Genomic DNA, 14,707 nt, shown 5'->3' with positions numbered 1-14,707 from the left:
CGACCTTGCCGTAGACGTCATAAGCATATGCTTATAACTAAAATTATGTGATGATTAACAGGCTGTTTTCAACAAAAAAACATTTACAAAACACAGGTAGTTTGTAGGCTAATAAATAATTTGCGCAAACGCGGACTTCAACCATGACCACGGGCATTGTCATTACCGCCGCCGGACGCGGAGAGCGCTTTATTCAGGCCGGCGGCCAGGGCAACAAATTGAACGCCGGGTTTGCCGATGCGGCGGGCGAGCGGCGTTCGCTGTTCGAACACACCCTGCGCCAGGCGCTGGCCTCCGGCCTGCCGGTACAGGTGGTGACCCGGCCGGATAATCTGCCGGTACTGGCAGCCTGCGCAGCCAACCAAGTGCCGGTCACCCTGCTCGCCAGCGCGGGCCTCGGCGACTCGATCGCCGCGGGCGTTGCGGCCACACCGCACTGGCAGGGCTGGCTGATCCACCTGGCCGATATGCCATTCGTCGGCGCCGACGTTTTCCGACAGGTGGCGGATGCCTTACGGCAGCACCCGATCGTGCGCCCCTGTTATGCGCAACAGCCCGGTCACCCGGTCGGCTTTTCCGCCCGATTGCGCAAACCACTTTGCCAACTGCGCGGCGATAATGGCGCGCGTGAACTGCTGCAAGGCGCGGCAGTCCACCTGCTGCCGCTTGAGCACCCCGGCGTCGTGCGGGATATTGATCTTCCATCGCAACTCCCGGCCAGCGAGTAAATTCACCTATGCAACATCTTGATGTCACCGTGGTCAGCCAGGCGATAAGCTGGCTGCAACAACAGCCGGTTTGGTTATGCACCGTGCTCAGCACCTATGGCTCTTCGCCGCGCTCGCCGGGCGCGTTGATGGCGGCGACCCGCGACGGCCGCTACAGCGGCTCATTGTCGGGCGGGTGCGTGGAGGAGGACTTTCTGCGGCGCGTGGCCGCCGGGGAGTATCAGGCGGCCAGCCAGGTGATTCGTTACGGCGAAGGCGGCATGACGCCCAACGTGGCGCTGCCGTGCGGCGGCGTGCTGGACGTGCTGATCGAGTATCTGCCGGCGGGAGAAGCCAGCGTCGCTTACCTGCAGCGCATCGCCGGCGCGCTGGAAGGGCATCATGCGTTGCTCAAACGCCTGACGCTGCCCAACGCCTGCCACAGCCTCGAGCAAAGCCACTTCACCAGCGCCACTCAGGTCGAACGCCGGCTCGAACAGATTACCCTGCACATCGCAGCCGCGCCGCGCCTGCTGATCGCCGGGCTGTCCAGCGTGGCGCTGTACTGCGCCGATTTCGCCGTAGCGCTGGGGTTTGAGGTGCTGGTGTGCGAGAACCGCCCGGAGGCGCTGGATAACTTCGCCGCCGAGTTAAAACCGGGCGTGACGCTGCTGCGCCAGTTTCCGGCCAAGTTCATTGAGGACGGCGGTTGCCACGCCAATACCGCCGTCGTGGCGCTGACCCACGATCCGCGTATGGACGATCTGACGCTGATGGAAGCGATCCACACCCCGGCGTTTTACATCGGCGCCATGGGCTCGCTCAGAAACAGCGCGCGGCGGCGCCAGCGGTTGCAGCAGATCGCCGAATTCACGCCGCAGGAGTTGGAACGCATTCACGCGCCGATCGGCCTGCCGCTCGGCAGCAAAACCCCGGCGGAGATCGCCCTGGCGGTGATGGCGGCGATCGTGCAGCAAAAAAACCGGCGGCCGGCCGCCGACGGGATCAGTGCAGCGGCACCACCGGCACCAGATGTTGCAGCTCCAGGTGCAGCTCCTCTTTCCCGCTCAGCGAATAGCTGAACACCGTCATGTCCGGCCCGTCGCCGCGGGCCAGCCCCATTTCGGGCAGCACCTGCGTGTAGATTTGAATGATGTGGTCATTGAGCGCCACCGGCTTGCCGGAATAGCGAAAACGGCAAAACTCGCCGTGGACCTCCGGCAGCGGCTCCAGCGCCACGCCTTCACGCAGCGGGTAGTCCGCCGTCACGCCCAGGGTATAGTCGACCCTGACCCGCTCGCCGTCCGGCACCAGTTGGGTAAACGAATAGGTCTGCGCCGGACGCTCGCCCAACAAGGTGTAGAACTGCGCCCGCAGCGCGCTGCGCTGCGGCAGATGCGACTTGTCCAACTTTTCGATATCCAGGTGATAAGCGTACTGTTTACCGTGAAAGGCGTATTGCCCTCTGGCGATGCTGACGCGTTCGACCTGAATATCGCCGGGCTGGCTGGCCGCCAGCGAACGCACCAGATTGCTGAAGTCCTGTTTGCGGGCATGACGATACACGCTGGGCGATTCGGCGAAATGTTTCTTGAAACAGCGCGAGAACGTCTGCTGGTTATCGAATTGATACTCGACCGAAATATCGAGGATGCTCTTCTGCGTGAAACGCAAGGCGAAGGCGGCGATGTAGAGGCGGCGAGCGCGAATGTAGGAAGCTAACGATAATCCGGTCTGCTTCTTGAACATGCGCTGCAGGTACCATTTCGTATAACCTGACTTGGCGGAAACGATATCCAACGACAGCGGATTGGTCAGGTTATCTTCAATCCAGACCAGCAGTTCCCTGATATGATTTTCCTGCGTTCCCATGTGCTTGCTGAAACCTTCTGTTGCCGATATTCCATTAGTCGAATTTTAGTGCTATCCGCGTAGGGTATACAGGTTAAAACTCGGCGTCCAGCAAGCTACAGGACTTTACACAATCCCCCTTCGCCGCCCGCAGGCGGCGAAGGGGGCAACGCTTATTTCAGGCAGCTGGAGCATTGGCCGGCCTGGATCTTCTGGAAGAAGTCATTGCCTTTGTCATCCACCAGGATAAACGCCGGGAAATCTTCCACTTCGATTTTCCAGATCGCTTCCATGCCCAGCTCAGGGTACTCCACGCACTCCAGGCTCTTGATGCTCTGCTGCGCCAGCACCGCCGCCGGGCCGCCGATGCTGCCGAGGTAGAAGCCGCCGTGCTTGTGGCAGGCATCCGTCACCTGCTGGCTGCGGTTGCCTTTCGCCAGCATGATCATGCTGCCGCCGTGGGATTGCAGCAGGTCGACGTAGGAATCCATACGCCCGGCGGTGGTTGGCCCCAAGGAACCGGATGCATAGCCTTCCGGCGTTTTAGCCGGGCCGGCGTAGTAGATCGGGTGGTCCTTGACGTACTGCGGCAAGCCTTCACCGCGATCCAGGCGCTCTTTCAGCTTGGCGTGCGCGATATCGCGGCCGACGATGATGGTGCCGCTCAGCGACAGGCGGGTGGAAACCGGGTACTGCGACAGCTGTTTGAGGATCTCGGCCATCGGGCGGTTGAGATCGACCTTGATCGCCTCGCCCTCCCCGGCCTGGCGCAGCTCCTGAGGAATGAATTTACCCGGATTGTGCTCCAGTTTTTCCAGCCAGATGCCGTCGCGGTTGATCTTGCCTTTGATGTTGCGGTCCGCCGAGCAGGAGACGCCCATGCCGACCGGGCAGGAGGCGCCGTGGCGCGGCAGGCGCACTACGCGGATATCATGTGCAAAGTATTTGCCGCCGAACTGTGCGCCCAGCCCCAGGTTTTGCGCTTCTTGCAGCAGTTCCGCTTCGAGTTCCAGATCGCGGAACGCCTGACCATGCTCGTTGCCTTCCGTCGGCAGGCCATCGTAATACTTGGTCGAGGCCAGTTTGACGGTTTTCAGCGTCGCTTCCGCCGAGGTGCCGCCGATGACGAACGCCACGTGGTACGGCGGGCAAGCCGCGGTGCCCAGCGTGCGCATCTTGTCGACCAGGTAGTTTTTCAGCTTGCCCGGCGACAGCAGCGCCTTGGTTTCCTGATACAGATAGGTTTTGTTGGCGGAGCCGCCGCCCTTGGCGATGCACAGGAATTTGTACTCTTCGCCGTCCACGCTGTAGAGATCGATCTGCGCCGGCAGGTTGCTGCCGGTATTGACCTCTTTGTACATATCCAGCGCGGCGTTCTGCGAATAGCGCAGGTTCTCTTCGATGTAGGTGTTATACACCCCGCGCGACAGCGCCTCTTCATCGCCGCCGCCGGTCCAGACGCGCTGGCCCTTTTTGCCGACGATGATCGCCGTGCCAGTGTCCTGGCAGGTCGGTAAAATACCCTTGGCGGCGATTTCTGAGTTACGCAGAAATTGCAGCGCAACGTACTTGTCGTTTTCGCTGGCGTCCGGATCTTTGAGGATATCGGCCACCTGCTGTTGGTGCGCCGGGCGCAGCATGAACGAGGCGTCGTGGAACGCATGCTGGGCAAGCAGGGTTAACGCTTCAGGGGCAACTTTCAGAATTTCCTGGCCTTCAAATTCGCTCACGGAAACGTGGTCGCGGCTCAGCAGGTAGTATTCGGTATCGTCTTTCTTCAGCGGGAACGGATCTTGATAGTGGAACGGTTTATTCGACATTGATCTCTCACTTGCAACATCAGCTGCGTTAAATTCACACTTACGGCGCGCGACACGGCGCCTTGTCAAAAAACTGCCTCCACCTTACGTATTTTTAATCAGTCAGTTATTGCGCCAAATCGCAAAATAACCGCTATTTGCGTAAGGGATTACCACAGGCGGCGTTTCAACCTTGCTCGGTGAGAACTGCGGGTACAGACTCATCATGCACGCTTTATTATCCCGCAGTTAACACATTGATTACAATCCATCGGCGGCGATCGTCTTATCAATGCGGTGAAAAAGCGCCGGATGCGATTTGCGCCGGGGCATATTGTCAGCCGCCGCGCCATTGCTTAAGCTAGCCGCAATGAACAAACCGAGAATCCCCATCGCGCTGCAACAAGCGGTGATGCGCTGCCTGCGAGAAAAGCTGCAGTTGGCCCGCCAGCATTTTGCCGTCGAGTTCCCCGAACCCAGCATCGTCTATCAGCAACGCGGCACCAGCGCGGGCACCGCCTGGCTGCAAAGCTGGGAAATCCGTCTGAACCCGGTGCTGCTGCTGGAAAACCAACAGCCGTTTATCGATGAAGTGGTGCCGCACGAACTGGCGCACCTGCTGGTGTTTCGCCAATTCGGCCGGGTAGCGCCGCACGGCCGCGAATGGCGCTGGATGATGGAAAGCGTGCTGCTGACGCCCGCCAGCCGCACTCATCGTTTCGAAACCGCCTCGGTGCAAAGCAAAACCTTCCCCTACCGCTGCGGCTGCGGGCAGCACCAGCTCACCATTCGCCGCCATAACCGCGTGCTGCGCGGCGAAAGCGAATACCGCTGCCGCCGGTGCGGCGAAAAACTGAAATTTCTTGCTAGCGAGAACCTTTAGTTAAACGATTTATACGTTAAAACAAGTAAATATCGCCATTTGCCACTGCCGACAAGTTCCGTTACCCTGCCTGCTTTTCCAATTTTGAGCTGTTTTGGAATATGCTTCGCAGAATTTTGTTTATGGCGGTTTTCGCCGCAGGCGCCGCACAGGCGCACGGCATCAATAACTTCTCTCAGGCCAAGACGGCGGCGGCCAAGATTAACCAGGATGCGCCGGGCAGTTTTTACTGCGGCTGCCGCATCGAGTGGCAAGGCAAGAAGGGCATTCCCGATCTCGCCGGCTGCGGCTATCAGGTGCGTAAAAACGCCCAACGCGCGCAGCGCATTGAATGGGAACACGTGGTGCCGGCCTGGCAGTTCGGCCACCAGCTGCAGTGCTGGCAAGACGGCGGGCGCAAAAACTGCAACAAGGACGCCACCTATCGCCAGATAGAAACCGATCTGCACAACCTGCAGCCGGCGATCGGCGAAGTGAACGGCGACCGCAACAACTTCATGTACAGCCAATGGAACGGCGGCGCAGGCCAGTACGGGCAGTGCCCAATGAAGGTGGACTTCAAGAATAAACAGGCGGAGCCGCCCGCCCGCGCCCGCGGCGCCATTGCCCGCACCTACTTCTACATGCGCGATCGCTACCAGCTGCGGCTGTCACGCCAGCAAACCCAACTGTTCGAGGTGTGGAACCGGCAATATCCGGTGAGCCAATGGGAATGTCAGCGCGAAGCACGTATCGCCAAGGTGCAGGGCAACCACAACCCCTATATTCAACAGGCTTGTCAGCAGCGGAAAAGCTAACCTACTATAGCCTTTATCTTTCATGGCGCCGCCAACCCGCGGCGCCGTTTCGTCAGGATCAGACTACCCATGCGCATACCCCGCATTTACCATCCGCAGCCGTTGACCGACCGGGCGGAGATCGCCCTCAGCGAGGACGCCGCCAACCACGTCGGGCGCGTGCTGCGCATGAGCGCCGGCCAGGCGCTGCAGTTGTTCGATGGCAGCAACCAGGTGTTCGACGCCGAAATAATCCGGGTGGACAAAAAGAGCGTGCTGGTGCGCCTTGGCGACGGCCGCGTGGATGACATCGAATCGCCGCTCAACCTGCATCTGGGCCAGGTGATCTCGCGCGGCGAGAAGATGGAGTTCACCATCCAGAAATCCATCGAGCTGGGCGTCAACGTCATCACCCCGCTGTTTTCCGAGCGCTGCGGCGTGAAGTTGGACGGCGAACGCCTGGCGAAGAAAATCCAGCAATGGCAGAAGATCGCCATCGCCGCCTGCGAACAGTGCGGCCGCAACCGCATTCCCGAAATCCGCGAGGCGATGTCGCTGGAGGCCTGGTGCGCCGAGCAGGACGGCAGCCTGAAACTCAACCTGCACCCGCGCGCCAGCCACAGCATCAACACGCTGCCACAGCCGGTGGATCATGTTCGCCTGTTGATCGGCCCGGAAGGCGGTTTGTCCGCCGACGAAATCGCCATGACCACCGACCACGGATTTACTGATATTCTGCTGGGACCACGCGTTCTGCGTACCGAAACCACAGCGCTCACCGCCATTACCGCTCTGCAGGTCCGCTTCGGCGACCTGGGTTAAAGGAGAAAAGATGATTAAGCTCGGCATCGTGATGGACCCAATCGATTCCATCAACATCAAGAAAGACACCAGCTTCGCCATGCTGCTCGAAGCGCAGCGCCGCGGTTACGAATTGCACTACATGGAGATGAACGATCTCTATCTGCATGCCGGTGACGGGCGCGCCCGCACCCGCCTGCTGAGCGTGAAGGAAGACAAGGAGAGCTGGTTCAGCTTCGGCGCCGAGCAGGATCTGGCGCTGCACGAGCTGGACGTGATCCTGATGCGCAAGGATCCGCCGTTCGATACCGAATATATCTACGCGACCTACATTCTGGAACGCGCCGAAGTTAAAGGCACGCTGGTGGTCAACAAGCCGCAAAGCCTGCGCGACTGCAACGAGAAGCTGTTCACCGCCTGGTTCCCGGAGCTGACGCCGGATACGCTGGTCAGCCGCAGCGCCGCGCACATCCGCAAATTCCACCAGCAGCACGGCGACATCATCCTGAAACCGCTGGACGGCATGGGCGGCGCGTCTATCTTCCGCGTGAAGCAGGACGATCCTAACCTGTCGGTGATCATCGAAACCCTGACCGAACACGGCAGCCGTTTCTGCATGGCGCAGAACTTCCTGCCGGCGATCAAGGACGGCGACAAGCGCATCCTGGTGGTGGACGGCGAGCCGGTGCCTTACTGCCTGGCGCGCATTCCGGCGCAGGGCGAGACCCGCGGCAATCTGGCGGCCGGCGGCCGCGGCGAAGCGCGCCCGCTGAGCGAAAGCGACTGGAAAATCGCCCGCGCCGTCGCCCCGACGCTGAAAGAGAAAGGGCTGATCTTCGTCGGCCTGGACGTGATCGGCGATCGCCTGACTGAAATCAACGTCACCAGCCCAACCTGCGCGCGCGAGATCGAGGCGGCATTCCCGATTTCGATTACCGGCATGCTGATGGACGCGATTGAAAAGCGCCTGGCGGCGAAGTAATGCGTCATGCGGGCGGCATGCCGCCCGCTATCCCGTATCGCGCCCGCCAAAGCTCGCCTTTGCGCGCGGCTTGAAAGGCGGCGGGTATAGCCGCATACTGGCGGCTGTTTATTTTCTCACCCATTGATTACCTTATATTAACGCCATGAATTTACAGCACCATTTTCTGATCGCCATGCCAACGCTGCAGGATCCTCGCTTCAAGCGCTCGGTGATTTACATTTGCGAGCACAATGAAGAAGGCGCCATGGGTTTGGTGATCAATAAACCGGTGGAGCAATTCACGGTAGCCACGGTGCTGAGCAAGCTGAAGATCATGCCGCCTGCGCGCGATCCGGCCATCAGCCTGGACAAACCGGTGTTCGCCGGCGGGCCCCTGGCGGACGATCGCGGGTTTATCCTGCATACGCCGCGCCACGGCTTCGGCGCCAGCATTCAAATTTCTCCCAACACCATGATCACCACCTCGAAAGACGTGCTGGAGACGCTCGGCACCCCGGAACAACCGGACGACGTGCTGGTGGCGCTGGGCTATGCGGGCTGGGAAAAGGGCCAGCTGGAGCAGGAGGTGTTGGAAAACGCCTGGCTGACCATCGAAGCCAACACCGACATTCTGTTCCGCACGCCAATCGCCAGCCGCTGGCGCGAGGCGGGGAACCTTCTGGGCATCGACATTCGCAGCATCGCCAACCACGCAGGACACGCCTGATGAGTAACCGCACCATTATCGCCTTCGACTTCGGCACCAAAAGCATCGGCGCGGCCATCGGCCAGGAGTTGACCGGCAGCGCCCGCGCCCTGCCGGCTTTCAAAGCGCAGGACGGCTCGCCGGACTGGCTGAAAATCGAAAAGCTGCTGAAAGAGTGGCAGCCGGATTTGGTGGTGGTCGGCCTGCCGCTGAACATGGACGGCACCGAACAGCCCGTTACCGCCCAGGCGCGCAAGTTCGCCAATCGCCTGCACGGCCGTTTTGGCATCCAGATCGAGCTGCAAGACGAGCGTCTGAGCACCGTGGAAGCGCGCGCCAACCTGTTCGATCGCGGCGGCTTTCGCGCCCTTGATAAAGGCAGCGTGGACTCCGCCTCCGCGGTGGTGATCCTCGAAAGCTGGTTCGAACGGCAGCTGGGCTAAACGCCCGTTCCCTCCGCCGCGCACTCCCCCAACACACCGGCGTCGATCCGCTGCTGCAAACCTTGCTCAAAGGTTTGCATGCCCGACTGCGCGCCGGTTTGCAACACGCTCGCCAACTGATGGGTTTTCCCTTCGCGGATCAGGTTGCTGACCGCCGCCGTCGCCGTCAGCACTTCAAAGATCGCCACGCGTCCGCCGCCAGGGCGCCTCATCAGCTTTTGCGCGATCACCGCTTGCAGGCTGCCGGCCAGCTGGGCGCGCACATAGGGTTTCTCTTCCGCCGGAAACACGTCCACCAGCCGTTCCACCGCCTGCGGCGCGCTGCGGGTGTGCAGCGTCGCCAGCACCAGGTGGCCGGTCTCCGCCGCAGTGAGCGCCAGCCGGATGGTGGCGGTATCGCGCAACTCGCCCAGCAGGATCACATCCGGATCTTCGCGCAGCGCGGCGCGCAACGCCGCATCGAAGCTGTGGCTGTCGCGGCCGATCTCCCGCTGCTGGATCAGCGAACGCCGGCTGCGGTGCAGGAATTCGATCGGATCTTCCAGCGTCAAAATATGCCGCTGCTGGTGCCGGTTGATCTCGTCGATCATCGCCGCCAGCGTGGTGGACTTGCCGCTGCCGGTGGCGCCGGTGACCAGGATCAATCCGTCGGCGCGCCGCAGCAACGCCGGGACGATGGCTGGCGCCGCCAGCTCGGCAAGCGAAGGCGATTGCCCGGCGATACGCCGCAACGCGAGAGAAACTCCCGCGCTTTGCTGAAAAACGTTGGCCCGCAGCCGTTCCCCGCTCGGCCTGTGCAGCGCCAGATCGACCTGCCCCAGCCGCCGCAGGCTCTCGCGCTGCTGCGCATTCAGCAATCCGTCGCAGAGGGCCTGCGCGCCCTGCGCCGTCAGCGTTGGCGCCGCCGCCAATGGCTGCAGTTCACCGTCGATGCGCAACATCGGCGGATGACCGGCACAAAGGTGCAGATCGGAAGCATTATGCTTTACACTAAGGGCCACGAATTCATCGATATCCATATCACTCTCCCGGGTCAATAATGAGCACTATCCAACAGAACCTGCAGGATGTCAGAAACCGCATTGCGGCCGCCGCGCTAAATTGCGCGCGGGCGCCAGAAGAAGTTGCCCTGCTTGCAGTCAGCAAAACCAAACCTGTGGCGGCGATCGAAGAAGCCATCGCCGCCGGCCAGCGCGCCTTCGGCGAGAACTACGTGCAGGAAGGGGTAGACAAGATCCGGCATTTCGCCGAGTCGCCGCAAAGCGGCGAGTTGGTGTGGCACTTTATCGGCCCGCTGCAATCCAATAAGAGTCGGCTGGTGGCGGAACACTTCGCCTGGTGCCATACCGTGGATCGGCTGCGCATCGCCCTGCGCTTGAGCGATCAGCGCCCGGCCGACATGCCGCCGCTTAACGTGCTGATTCAAATCAACATCAGCGACGAGCAAAGCAAATCCGGCATTGCGTTGGCCGAACTGCCGGCGTTGGCCGAAGCGATCGCCGCGCTGCCGAACCTGACGCTGCGCGGCCTGATGGCTATTCCGGCGCCGGAAGCGGATTATCAGCGGCAGCTGGCGGTATTCAGCCGGATGAACGACGCATTTCTCGCCCTGCGTCAGCGTTATCCGCAGGCCGATACGCTGTCGATGGGCATGACGGACGATATGGCGGCGGCGATCGCTGCCGGCAGCACCCTGGTGCGCATCGGCACCGCAATTTTTGGCGCCCGCGACTACTCGCAGGCCTGACACACAGACGAGGGATTTGATGCAACATCGCAAGATTACCTTTATCGGCGCCGGCAACATGGCGCGTGCAATCATCGCCGGCCTGGTGGCGGGCGGCTATCCAGCCAAATCCATCAGCGTCTGCGCCCCTTCGCCGAAAAACCGTGATGCGCTGGCTGCAGACTACGGCATCGTCAGCAGCGGCGACAACGTCGCCTGCGCGCGTGAAGCCGAGGTGGTGGTGCTGGCGGTCAAACCGCAGATGATGGCCGACGTGTGTCAGCCGCTGCGCGAACAGGTCGATTTCAGCGGCAAGCTGGTGCTGTCGATCGCCGCCGGCATTCAGGTCAGCCGTTTCTATCAGCTGCTCGGCGACCAACTGGACATCGTGCGCATCATGCCCAACACTCCGTCGCTGGTCGGCAAGGGCATGAGCGGGCTGTACGCGCCGGCGCAGGTCAGCCAGCGGGATCGCGATTACACCGGCGATTTAATGGCGTCGGTCGGTAAAGTTTGCTGGGTCGATGACGAAAATGGCATCAACGGCGTGATCGCCGCCGCGGGCAGCGCCCCGGCCTATTTCTTCCTGTTTATGGAAGCGATGCAAAAAGAGGCCGAGCGCATGGGCTTCGACAGCCAGACCGCGCGCGATCTGGTGCAGCAGGCCGCTTCCGGCGCCGCCGCATTGGTGGAAGCCAACCCGGATACGCCGCTGGGCACGCTGCGCGAGCAGGTGACCTCCAAAGGCGGCACCACCGCCGAAGCGCTGCGGGTGTTCAACGAACGCCAACTGCCGGAAACCGTGGGGCAAGCGATGCAGGCCGCCGTTTTCCGCGCCCAAGAGATGGAAAAATTATTTTAAATAACCGCGAGTTAAGGAGAAGGACCACTTCATGCTAACGCTGACTTTCCTGGTCAAGACCGTTATTGATCTGTACGTGATGGTGCTGTTGCTGCGCATTTGGATGCAGTGGGCGCGCACCGATTTTTACAACCCGTTCTCACAGTTTGTGGTGAAGATCACCCAGCCGGTGGTCGGCCCACTGCGCCGCATCATTCCGTCACTGGGGCCCATCGACAGCGCTTCGCTGCTGCTGGCGTTCCTGCTGATGACCATCAAGTACCCGCTGCTGCTGCTGATTCAGGGCGGCGCGATGTCGCTCAGCCCGTATAACCTGCTGTTCGGCCTGATCTCGCTGGTGAAGTCCGCCGGCTACCTGATCTTCTGGGTGATGATCATTCGTGCGCTGATGAGCTGGATAAGCCAGGGCCGCAGCCCGATCGACTACGTGATGTACCAACTGACCGAACCCTTGATGGCGCCGATCCGTCGCATCATCCCGGCGATGGGCGGCATCGACTTTTCCGCCATGGTCGTGATCCTGATCCTCTATTTGATCAACTACCTGGGCATGGATGTGTTCGGTGAGATCTGGTTCCTGCTGTGAGTGCAGTCACTCCGGTGCTGGACGGGCTGGCGATCAGGCTATATATTCAGCCGAAAGCCAGCCGCGACCAAATTATCGGCTTGCATGGCGACGAACTGAAAGTCGCCATCACCGCCCCGCCGGTCGACGGCCAAGCCAACGCCCATTTGATCAAGTTTATCGCCAAGCAGTTCAAAGTGGCGAAAAGCAACGTCACCATCGAGAAAGGCGAACTGGGGCGGCATAAACAGTTACGCATCGTGAATCCGCAACAGATCCCCGCCGTGGTCGCGGCGCTCATCGAATAATTTTCAAGGTAGTCATTATGCAAAAAGTCGTTCTTGCCACCGGTAACCCGGGCAAAGTGCGCGAACTCGCCGACCTGTTGGCCGATTTCGGCCTGGACGTGGTCGCGCAAACTGATCTGGGCGTGGAGTCCGCCGAAGAGACCGGCCTGACGTTTATCGAAAACGCCATTCTGAAAGCGCGCCATGCGGCACAGGTCACCGGCCTGCCGGCGATCGCCGACGACTCCGGCCTGGCGGTAGATGCGCTGGGCGGCGCGCCGGGCATCTACTCCGCGCGCTACGCCGGTGAAGATGCCGACGATCGGCAGAACCTCGACAAGCTGCTGGCGGCGATGAAAGACGTAGCGCCGGGCCAGCGCGGCGCGCAATTCCATTGCGTGCTGGTCTATCTGCGCCATGCGGCAGACCCGACGCCGCTGGTGTTCCACGGCAGTTGGGCCGGCGAAATCACCGAGCAGGCCGCCGGTGAAGGCGGCTTCGGTTACGATCCTGTCTTCTACGTGCCGGAGCTGGGCCGCACCGCCGCCGAGCTGAGCCGCGACGAGAAGCGGGCGATTTCGCACCGCGGCAAGGCGCTGAAGCTGATGTTGGAAGCCATGCGCAATGCTTAAGCTGCCCCCGCTGAGTCTCTACATCCATATCCCGTGGTGCGTGCAGAAATGCCCGTACTGCGACTTCAACTCCCATGCCCTGAAGGGTGACGTGCCGCATCAGGAGTATGTCGATCATCTATTAGCGGATCTGGATGCCGACCTGCCGCTGGCCGGCGGCCGGGAAATCAGCACTATCTTTATCGGCGGCGGCACCCCCAGCCTGCTGAGCGCCGAGGCGATGCAGGCCTTACTGGACGGGGTACGGGCGCGCATTCGCGTCGCCGACGACGCCGAAATCACCATGGAGGCCAATCCCGGCACCGTGGAGGCCGATCGCTTCAGCGGCTACCAGCGCGCCGGCGTCAACCGCATATCCATCGGGGTGCAGAGCTTCAGCGCCGAGAAGCTGAACCGTCTGGGGCGCATCCACGGCCCGGAAGAAGCCAAACGCGCGGCGACGCTGGCGACCGGCCTTGGCCTGCGCAGCTTTAACCTCGATCTGATGCATGGCCTGCCGGATCAGTCGCTGGAAGAGGCGCTGGACGATCTGCGCCAGGCTATCGCCCTCAATCCGCCGCACCTGTCGTGGTATCAGCTGACCATCGAGCCGAACACCCTGTTCAGCTCGCGCCCGCCGGTTTTGCCGGACGACGATGCGCTGTGGGACATCTTCGAGCGCGGCCACCAGCTGTTGAGCGCCGCCGGCTATCAGCAGTACGAAACCTCGGCCTACGCCAAGCCGGGCTACCAATGCCAACACAACCTCAACTACTGGCGCTTCGGCGACTATCTGGGGATCGGCTGCGGCGCGCACGGCAAGGTGACCTTCAGCGACGGGCGTATCCTGCGCACCGCCAAGACCAAACACCCGCGCGGCTTCATGCGTGGCGACTACATGGACAAGCAGCATGAGGTGGCGACGGCGGATCGGCCGTTCGAGTTCTTCATGAACCGCTTCCGCTTGCTGGAAGCCGCGCCGCGCGCCGACTTCGTCAACTACACCGGGCTGGCGGAAAGCGTCATTCGCCCGCAGTTGGACGAGGCGCTGGCCAAAGGCTATCTGGAAGAAACCGCAGAGCACTGGCAGATCACCGAGAAGGGCAAACTGTTCCTCAACTCGCTGCTGGAACTGTTCCTGGCGGACGACGAGTAAAAAAAAGCGCTGAATAATCAGCGCTTTTTTTCATGTTCAGGCGGCATTATGAGGGCGATGCGTCACGTCGCCACGCCCCTTCAGCAATCCCTCAACGGAAACATCCTCGTCCAACGCATCCCAATGGATGCCGCGAGCGCTGAGTTCATACTCTGCCCGCTGTTCTTGCGTCGCATTCAACAAACGCGGAAACCAGGCCAGTGGCACGCCAATAATTCGGGCGTCGCTCAGTTCGACCCACATCGTCGCATCGTCAAAGCTGACGCGTTTAGCCGAAATACTCATGCCAAGCCTCCAAAAACAATGCCTGATAGGTATCAACCAGACCCGCCAGCTCTTTTAGCGTTCTGGCGTTAAAGCCGTCATTACGCGCCAACTGCACGCCAGGAACCAACCAGAATTTCGCTTCAGCCTCAGCATCTCTGATATGAACATGCGGCGGCTCAAGCGGGTCACCCTCGTTGGAATAAAAAAAGAACCTGTAGCCTTTATAACGGAATATCACTGGCATCAATGCAAAATCCTTTTGCCGATTGATTATAGTTTAGCCAGTTTGTCAGATAGCCGCCG

Annotated in this window: 19 protein-coding genes; 14 read left to right on the top strand and 5 right to left on the bottom strand. The window is 61.0% G+C overall.

Annotated features, from left to right (window positions below; all coding sequences use genetic code 11):
• Nucleotides 1-143 precede the first annotated feature (143 nt).
• Nucleotides 144-728: a nucleotidyltransferase family protein gene (locus WFM45_RS16755; protein ID WP_241169188.1), complete on the top strand. Its 585-nt coding sequence runs from the start codon at nt 144-146 to the stop codon at nt 726-728.
• Between the two features lie 8 nt (nt 729-736).
• A complete protein-coding gene (locus tag WFM45_RS16750; RefSeq protein ID WP_048325366.1) occupies nt 737-1,789 on the top strand; it encodes an XdhC family protein in 1,053 nt (350 codons plus the stop codon).
• Here the strand turns inward: WFM45_RS16750 and WFM45_RS16745 are convergent.
• Both WFM45_RS16745 and fumA read right to left on the bottom strand, forming a co-directional pair.
• Nucleotides 1,713-2,579, bottom strand: a complete 867-nt coding sequence (locus WFM45_RS16745) for a helix-turn-helix domain-containing protein (protein ID WP_336956496.1) — start codon at nt 2,577-2,579, stop codon at nt 1,713-1,715. The two genes, WFM45_RS16750 and WFM45_RS16745, sit on opposite strands and share 77 nt — an antisense overlap.
• A 152-nt stretch (nt 2,580-2,731) precedes the next feature.
• Nucleotides 2,732-4,378 carry a class I fumarate hydratase FumA gene (gene fumA, locus WFM45_RS16740; RefSeq protein ID WP_004937467.1) on the bottom strand — a complete coding sequence of 549 codons (1,647 nt, stop codon included), beginning with the start codon at nt 4,376-4,378 and terminating at the stop codon, nt 2,732-2,734.
• Between the two features lie 349 nt (nt 4,379-4,727).
• Between fumA and WFM45_RS16735 the strand changes: the two genes are divergently transcribed.
• The 6 genes from WFM45_RS16735 (at nt 4,728) to ruvX (ending at nt 8,930) form a co-directional block, all read left to right on the top strand.
• Entirely contained in the window at nt 4,728-5,240 is a 513-nt protein-coding gene (locus WFM45_RS16735; protein WP_004937462.1) for a SprT family zinc-dependent metalloprotease, read from the top strand.
• A gap of 101 nt (nt 5,241-5,341) precedes the next feature.
• Nucleotides 5,342-6,037, top strand: a complete 696-nt coding sequence (endA, locus tag WFM45_RS16730) for a deoxyribonuclease I (RefSeq protein ID WP_015379043.1) — start codon at nt 5,342-5,344, stop codon at nt 6,035-6,037.
• 69 nt (nt 6,038-6,106) lie between these two features.
• Nucleotides 6,107-6,838, top strand: coding sequence for a 16S rRNA (uracil(1498)-N(3))-methyltransferase (rsmE, locus tag WFM45_RS16725; RefSeq protein WP_004937458.1), 732 nt, complete (start codon nt 6,107-6,109; stop codon nt 6,836-6,838).
• Nucleotides 6,839-6,848: 10 nt separating this feature from the next.
• Nucleotides 6,849-7,799, top strand: a complete 951-nt coding sequence (gene gshB / locus WFM45_RS16720; RefSeq protein ID WP_033632096.1) for a glutathione synthase — start codon at nt 6,849-6,851, stop codon at nt 7,797-7,799.
• Between the two features lie 145 nt (nt 7,800-7,944).
• On the top strand, nt 7,945-8,508 hold the full coding sequence (locus tag WFM45_RS16715) for a YqgE/AlgH family protein (protein ID WP_004937452.1): 564 nt from the start codon (nt 7,945-7,947) through the stop codon (nt 8,506-8,508).
• Nucleotides 8,508-8,930, top strand: coding sequence for a Holliday junction resolvase RuvX (ruvX, locus tag WFM45_RS16710; RefSeq protein ID WP_033632095.1), 423 nt, complete (start codon nt 8,508-8,510; stop codon nt 8,928-8,930). The genes WFM45_RS16715 and ruvX overlap by 1 nt, the downstream gene beginning before the upstream one ends.
• On the opposite strand, the gene WFM45_RS16705 is transcribed toward ruvX, so the two are convergent.
• Entirely contained in the window at nt 8,927-9,949 is a 1,023-nt protein-coding gene (locus tag WFM45_RS16705; protein WP_033632094.1) for a type IV pilus twitching motility protein PilT, read from the bottom strand. The genes ruvX and WFM45_RS16705 overlap by 4 nt on opposite strands.
• Nucleotides 9,950-9,969: 20 nt before the next feature.
• On the opposite strand from WFM45_RS16705, the gene WFM45_RS16700 reads away from it, so the two are divergent.
• From WFM45_RS16700 to hemW, 6 genes are read left to right on the top strand one after another with little or no spacing between them, the layout of a single operon-like run.
• Complete coding sequence (locus WFM45_RS16700) at nt 9,970-10,677, top strand: YggS family pyridoxal phosphate-dependent enzyme (protein WP_336956491.1); 708 nt, start codon at nt 9,970-9,972, stop codon at nt 10,675-10,677.
• Nucleotides 10,678-10,696: 19 nt separating this feature from the next.
• Entirely contained in the window at nt 10,697-11,518 is an 822-nt protein-coding gene (proC, locus tag WFM45_RS16695; protein WP_048325374.1) for a pyrroline-5-carboxylate reductase, read from the top strand.
• A 31-nt stretch (nt 11,519-11,549) separates the two neighbouring features.
• Nucleotides 11,550-12,104 carry a YggT family protein gene (locus tag WFM45_RS16690; protein WP_033632091.1) on the top strand — a complete coding sequence of 185 codons (555 nt, stop codon included), beginning with the start codon at nt 11,550-11,552 and terminating at the stop codon, nt 12,102-12,104.
• Complete coding sequence (yggU, locus tag WFM45_RS16685; protein ID WP_004948014.1) at nt 12,101-12,391, top strand: DUF167 family protein YggU; 291 nt, start codon at nt 12,101-12,103, stop codon at nt 12,389-12,391. Before WFM45_RS16690 ends, yggU begins: the two co-directional genes overlap by 4 nt.
• Before the next feature lie 17 nt (nt 12,392-12,408).
• Nucleotides 12,409-13,002: an XTP/dITP diphosphatase gene (locus WFM45_RS16680; protein ID WP_085337151.1), complete on the top strand. Its 594-nt coding sequence runs from the start codon at nt 12,409-12,411 to the stop codon at nt 13,000-13,002.
• Complete coding sequence (gene hemW, locus WFM45_RS16675) at nt 12,995-14,137, top strand: radical SAM family heme chaperone HemW (protein WP_085337152.1); 1,143 nt, start codon at nt 12,995-12,997, stop codon at nt 14,135-14,137. The genes WFM45_RS16680 and hemW overlap by 8 nt, the downstream gene beginning before the upstream one ends.
• A gap of 36 nt (nt 14,138-14,173) precedes the next feature.
• Here the strand turns inward: hemW and WFM45_RS16670 are convergent, their stop codons facing one another.
• Together WFM45_RS16670 and WFM45_RS16665 are read right to left on the bottom strand one after the other, a co-directional pair.
• Entirely contained in the window at nt 14,174-14,422 is a 249-nt protein-coding gene (locus WFM45_RS16670; protein ID WP_004937422.1) for a DUF2442 domain-containing protein, read from the bottom strand.
• Nucleotides 14,406-14,648, bottom strand: a complete 243-nt coding sequence (locus WFM45_RS16665) for a DUF4160 domain-containing protein (RefSeq protein ID WP_004937418.1) — start codon at nt 14,646-14,648, stop codon at nt 14,406-14,408. The genes WFM45_RS16670 and WFM45_RS16665 overlap by 17 nt, the downstream gene beginning before the upstream one ends.
• Nucleotides 14,649-14,707: the final 59 nt, after the last annotated feature.

The organism is Serratia sp. KG1D (assembly GCF_037150675.1).
GTDB lineage: Bacteria > Pseudomonadota > Gammaproteobacteria > Enterobacterales > Enterobacteriaceae > Serratia > Serratia nematodiphila.
The sequence above is the reverse complement of the archived record's forward strand: the minus strand, read 5'-3'. Positions and strand labels throughout refer to the sequence as shown.

Bases quoted from the DNA above. Each gene is read 5' to 3' on its own strand.
- WFM45_RS16755 (WP_241169188.1), top strand. From the start codon at position 144: ATGACCACGGGCATTGTCATTACCGCCGCCGGACGCGGAGAGCGCTTT.
- WFM45_RS16750 (WP_048325366.1), top strand. From the start codon at position 737: ATGCAACATCTTGATGTCACCGTGGTCAGCCAGGCGATAAGCTGGCTG.
- WFM45_RS16745 (WP_336956496.1), bottom strand. From the start codon at position 2,579: ATGGGAACGCAGGAAAATCATATCAGGGAACTGCTGGTCTGGATTGAA.
- fumA (WP_004937467.1), bottom strand. From the start codon at position 4,378: ATGTCGAATAAACCGTTCCACTATCAAGATCCGTTCCCGCTGAAGAAA.
- WFM45_RS16735 (WP_004937462.1), top strand. From the start codon at position 4,728: ATGAACAAACCGAGAATCCCCATCGCGCTGCAACAAGCGGTGATGCGC.
- endA (WP_015379043.1), top strand. From the start codon at position 5,342: ATGCTTCGCAGAATTTTGTTTATGGCGGTTTTCGCCGCAGGCGCCGCA.
- rsmE (WP_004937458.1), top strand. From the start codon at position 6,107: ATGCGCATACCCCGCATTTACCATCCGCAGCCGTTGACCGACCGGGCG.
- gshB (WP_033632096.1), top strand. From the start codon at position 6,849: ATGATTAAGCTCGGCATCGTGATGGACCCAATCGATTCCATCAACATC.
- WFM45_RS16715 (WP_004937452.1), top strand. From the start codon at position 7,945: ATGAATTTACAGCACCATTTTCTGATCGCCATGCCAACGCTGCAGGAT.
- ruvX (WP_033632095.1), top strand. From the start codon at position 8,508: ATGAGTAACCGCACCATTATCGCCTTCGACTTCGGCACCAAAAGCATC.
- WFM45_RS16705 (WP_033632094.1), bottom strand. From the start codon at position 9,949: ATGGATATCGATGAATTCGTGGCCCTTAGTGTAAAGCATAATGCTTCC.
- WFM45_RS16700 (WP_336956491.1), top strand. From the start codon at position 9,970: ATGAGCACTATCCAACAGAACCTGCAGGATGTCAGAAACCGCATTGCG.
- proC (WP_048325374.1), top strand. From the start codon at position 10,697: ATGCAACATCGCAAGATTACCTTTATCGGCGCCGGCAACATGGCGCGT.
- WFM45_RS16690 (WP_033632091.1), top strand. From the start codon at position 11,550: ATGCTAACGCTGACTTTCCTGGTCAAGACCGTTATTGATCTGTACGTG.
- WFM45_RS16680 (WP_085337151.1), top strand. From the start codon at position 12,409: ATGCAAAAAGTCGTTCTTGCCACCGGTAACCCGGGCAAAGTGCGCGAA.
- hemW (WP_085337152.1), top strand. From the start codon at position 12,995: ATGCTTAAGCTGCCCCCGCTGAGTCTCTACATCCATATCCCGTGGTGC.
- WFM45_RS16670 (WP_004937422.1), bottom strand. From the start codon at position 14,422: ATGAGTATTTCGGCTAAACGCGTCAGCTTTGACGATGCGACGATGTGG.
- WFM45_RS16665 (WP_004937418.1), bottom strand. From the start codon at position 14,648: ATGCCAGTGATATTCCGTTATAAAGGCTACAGGTTCTTTTTTTATTCC.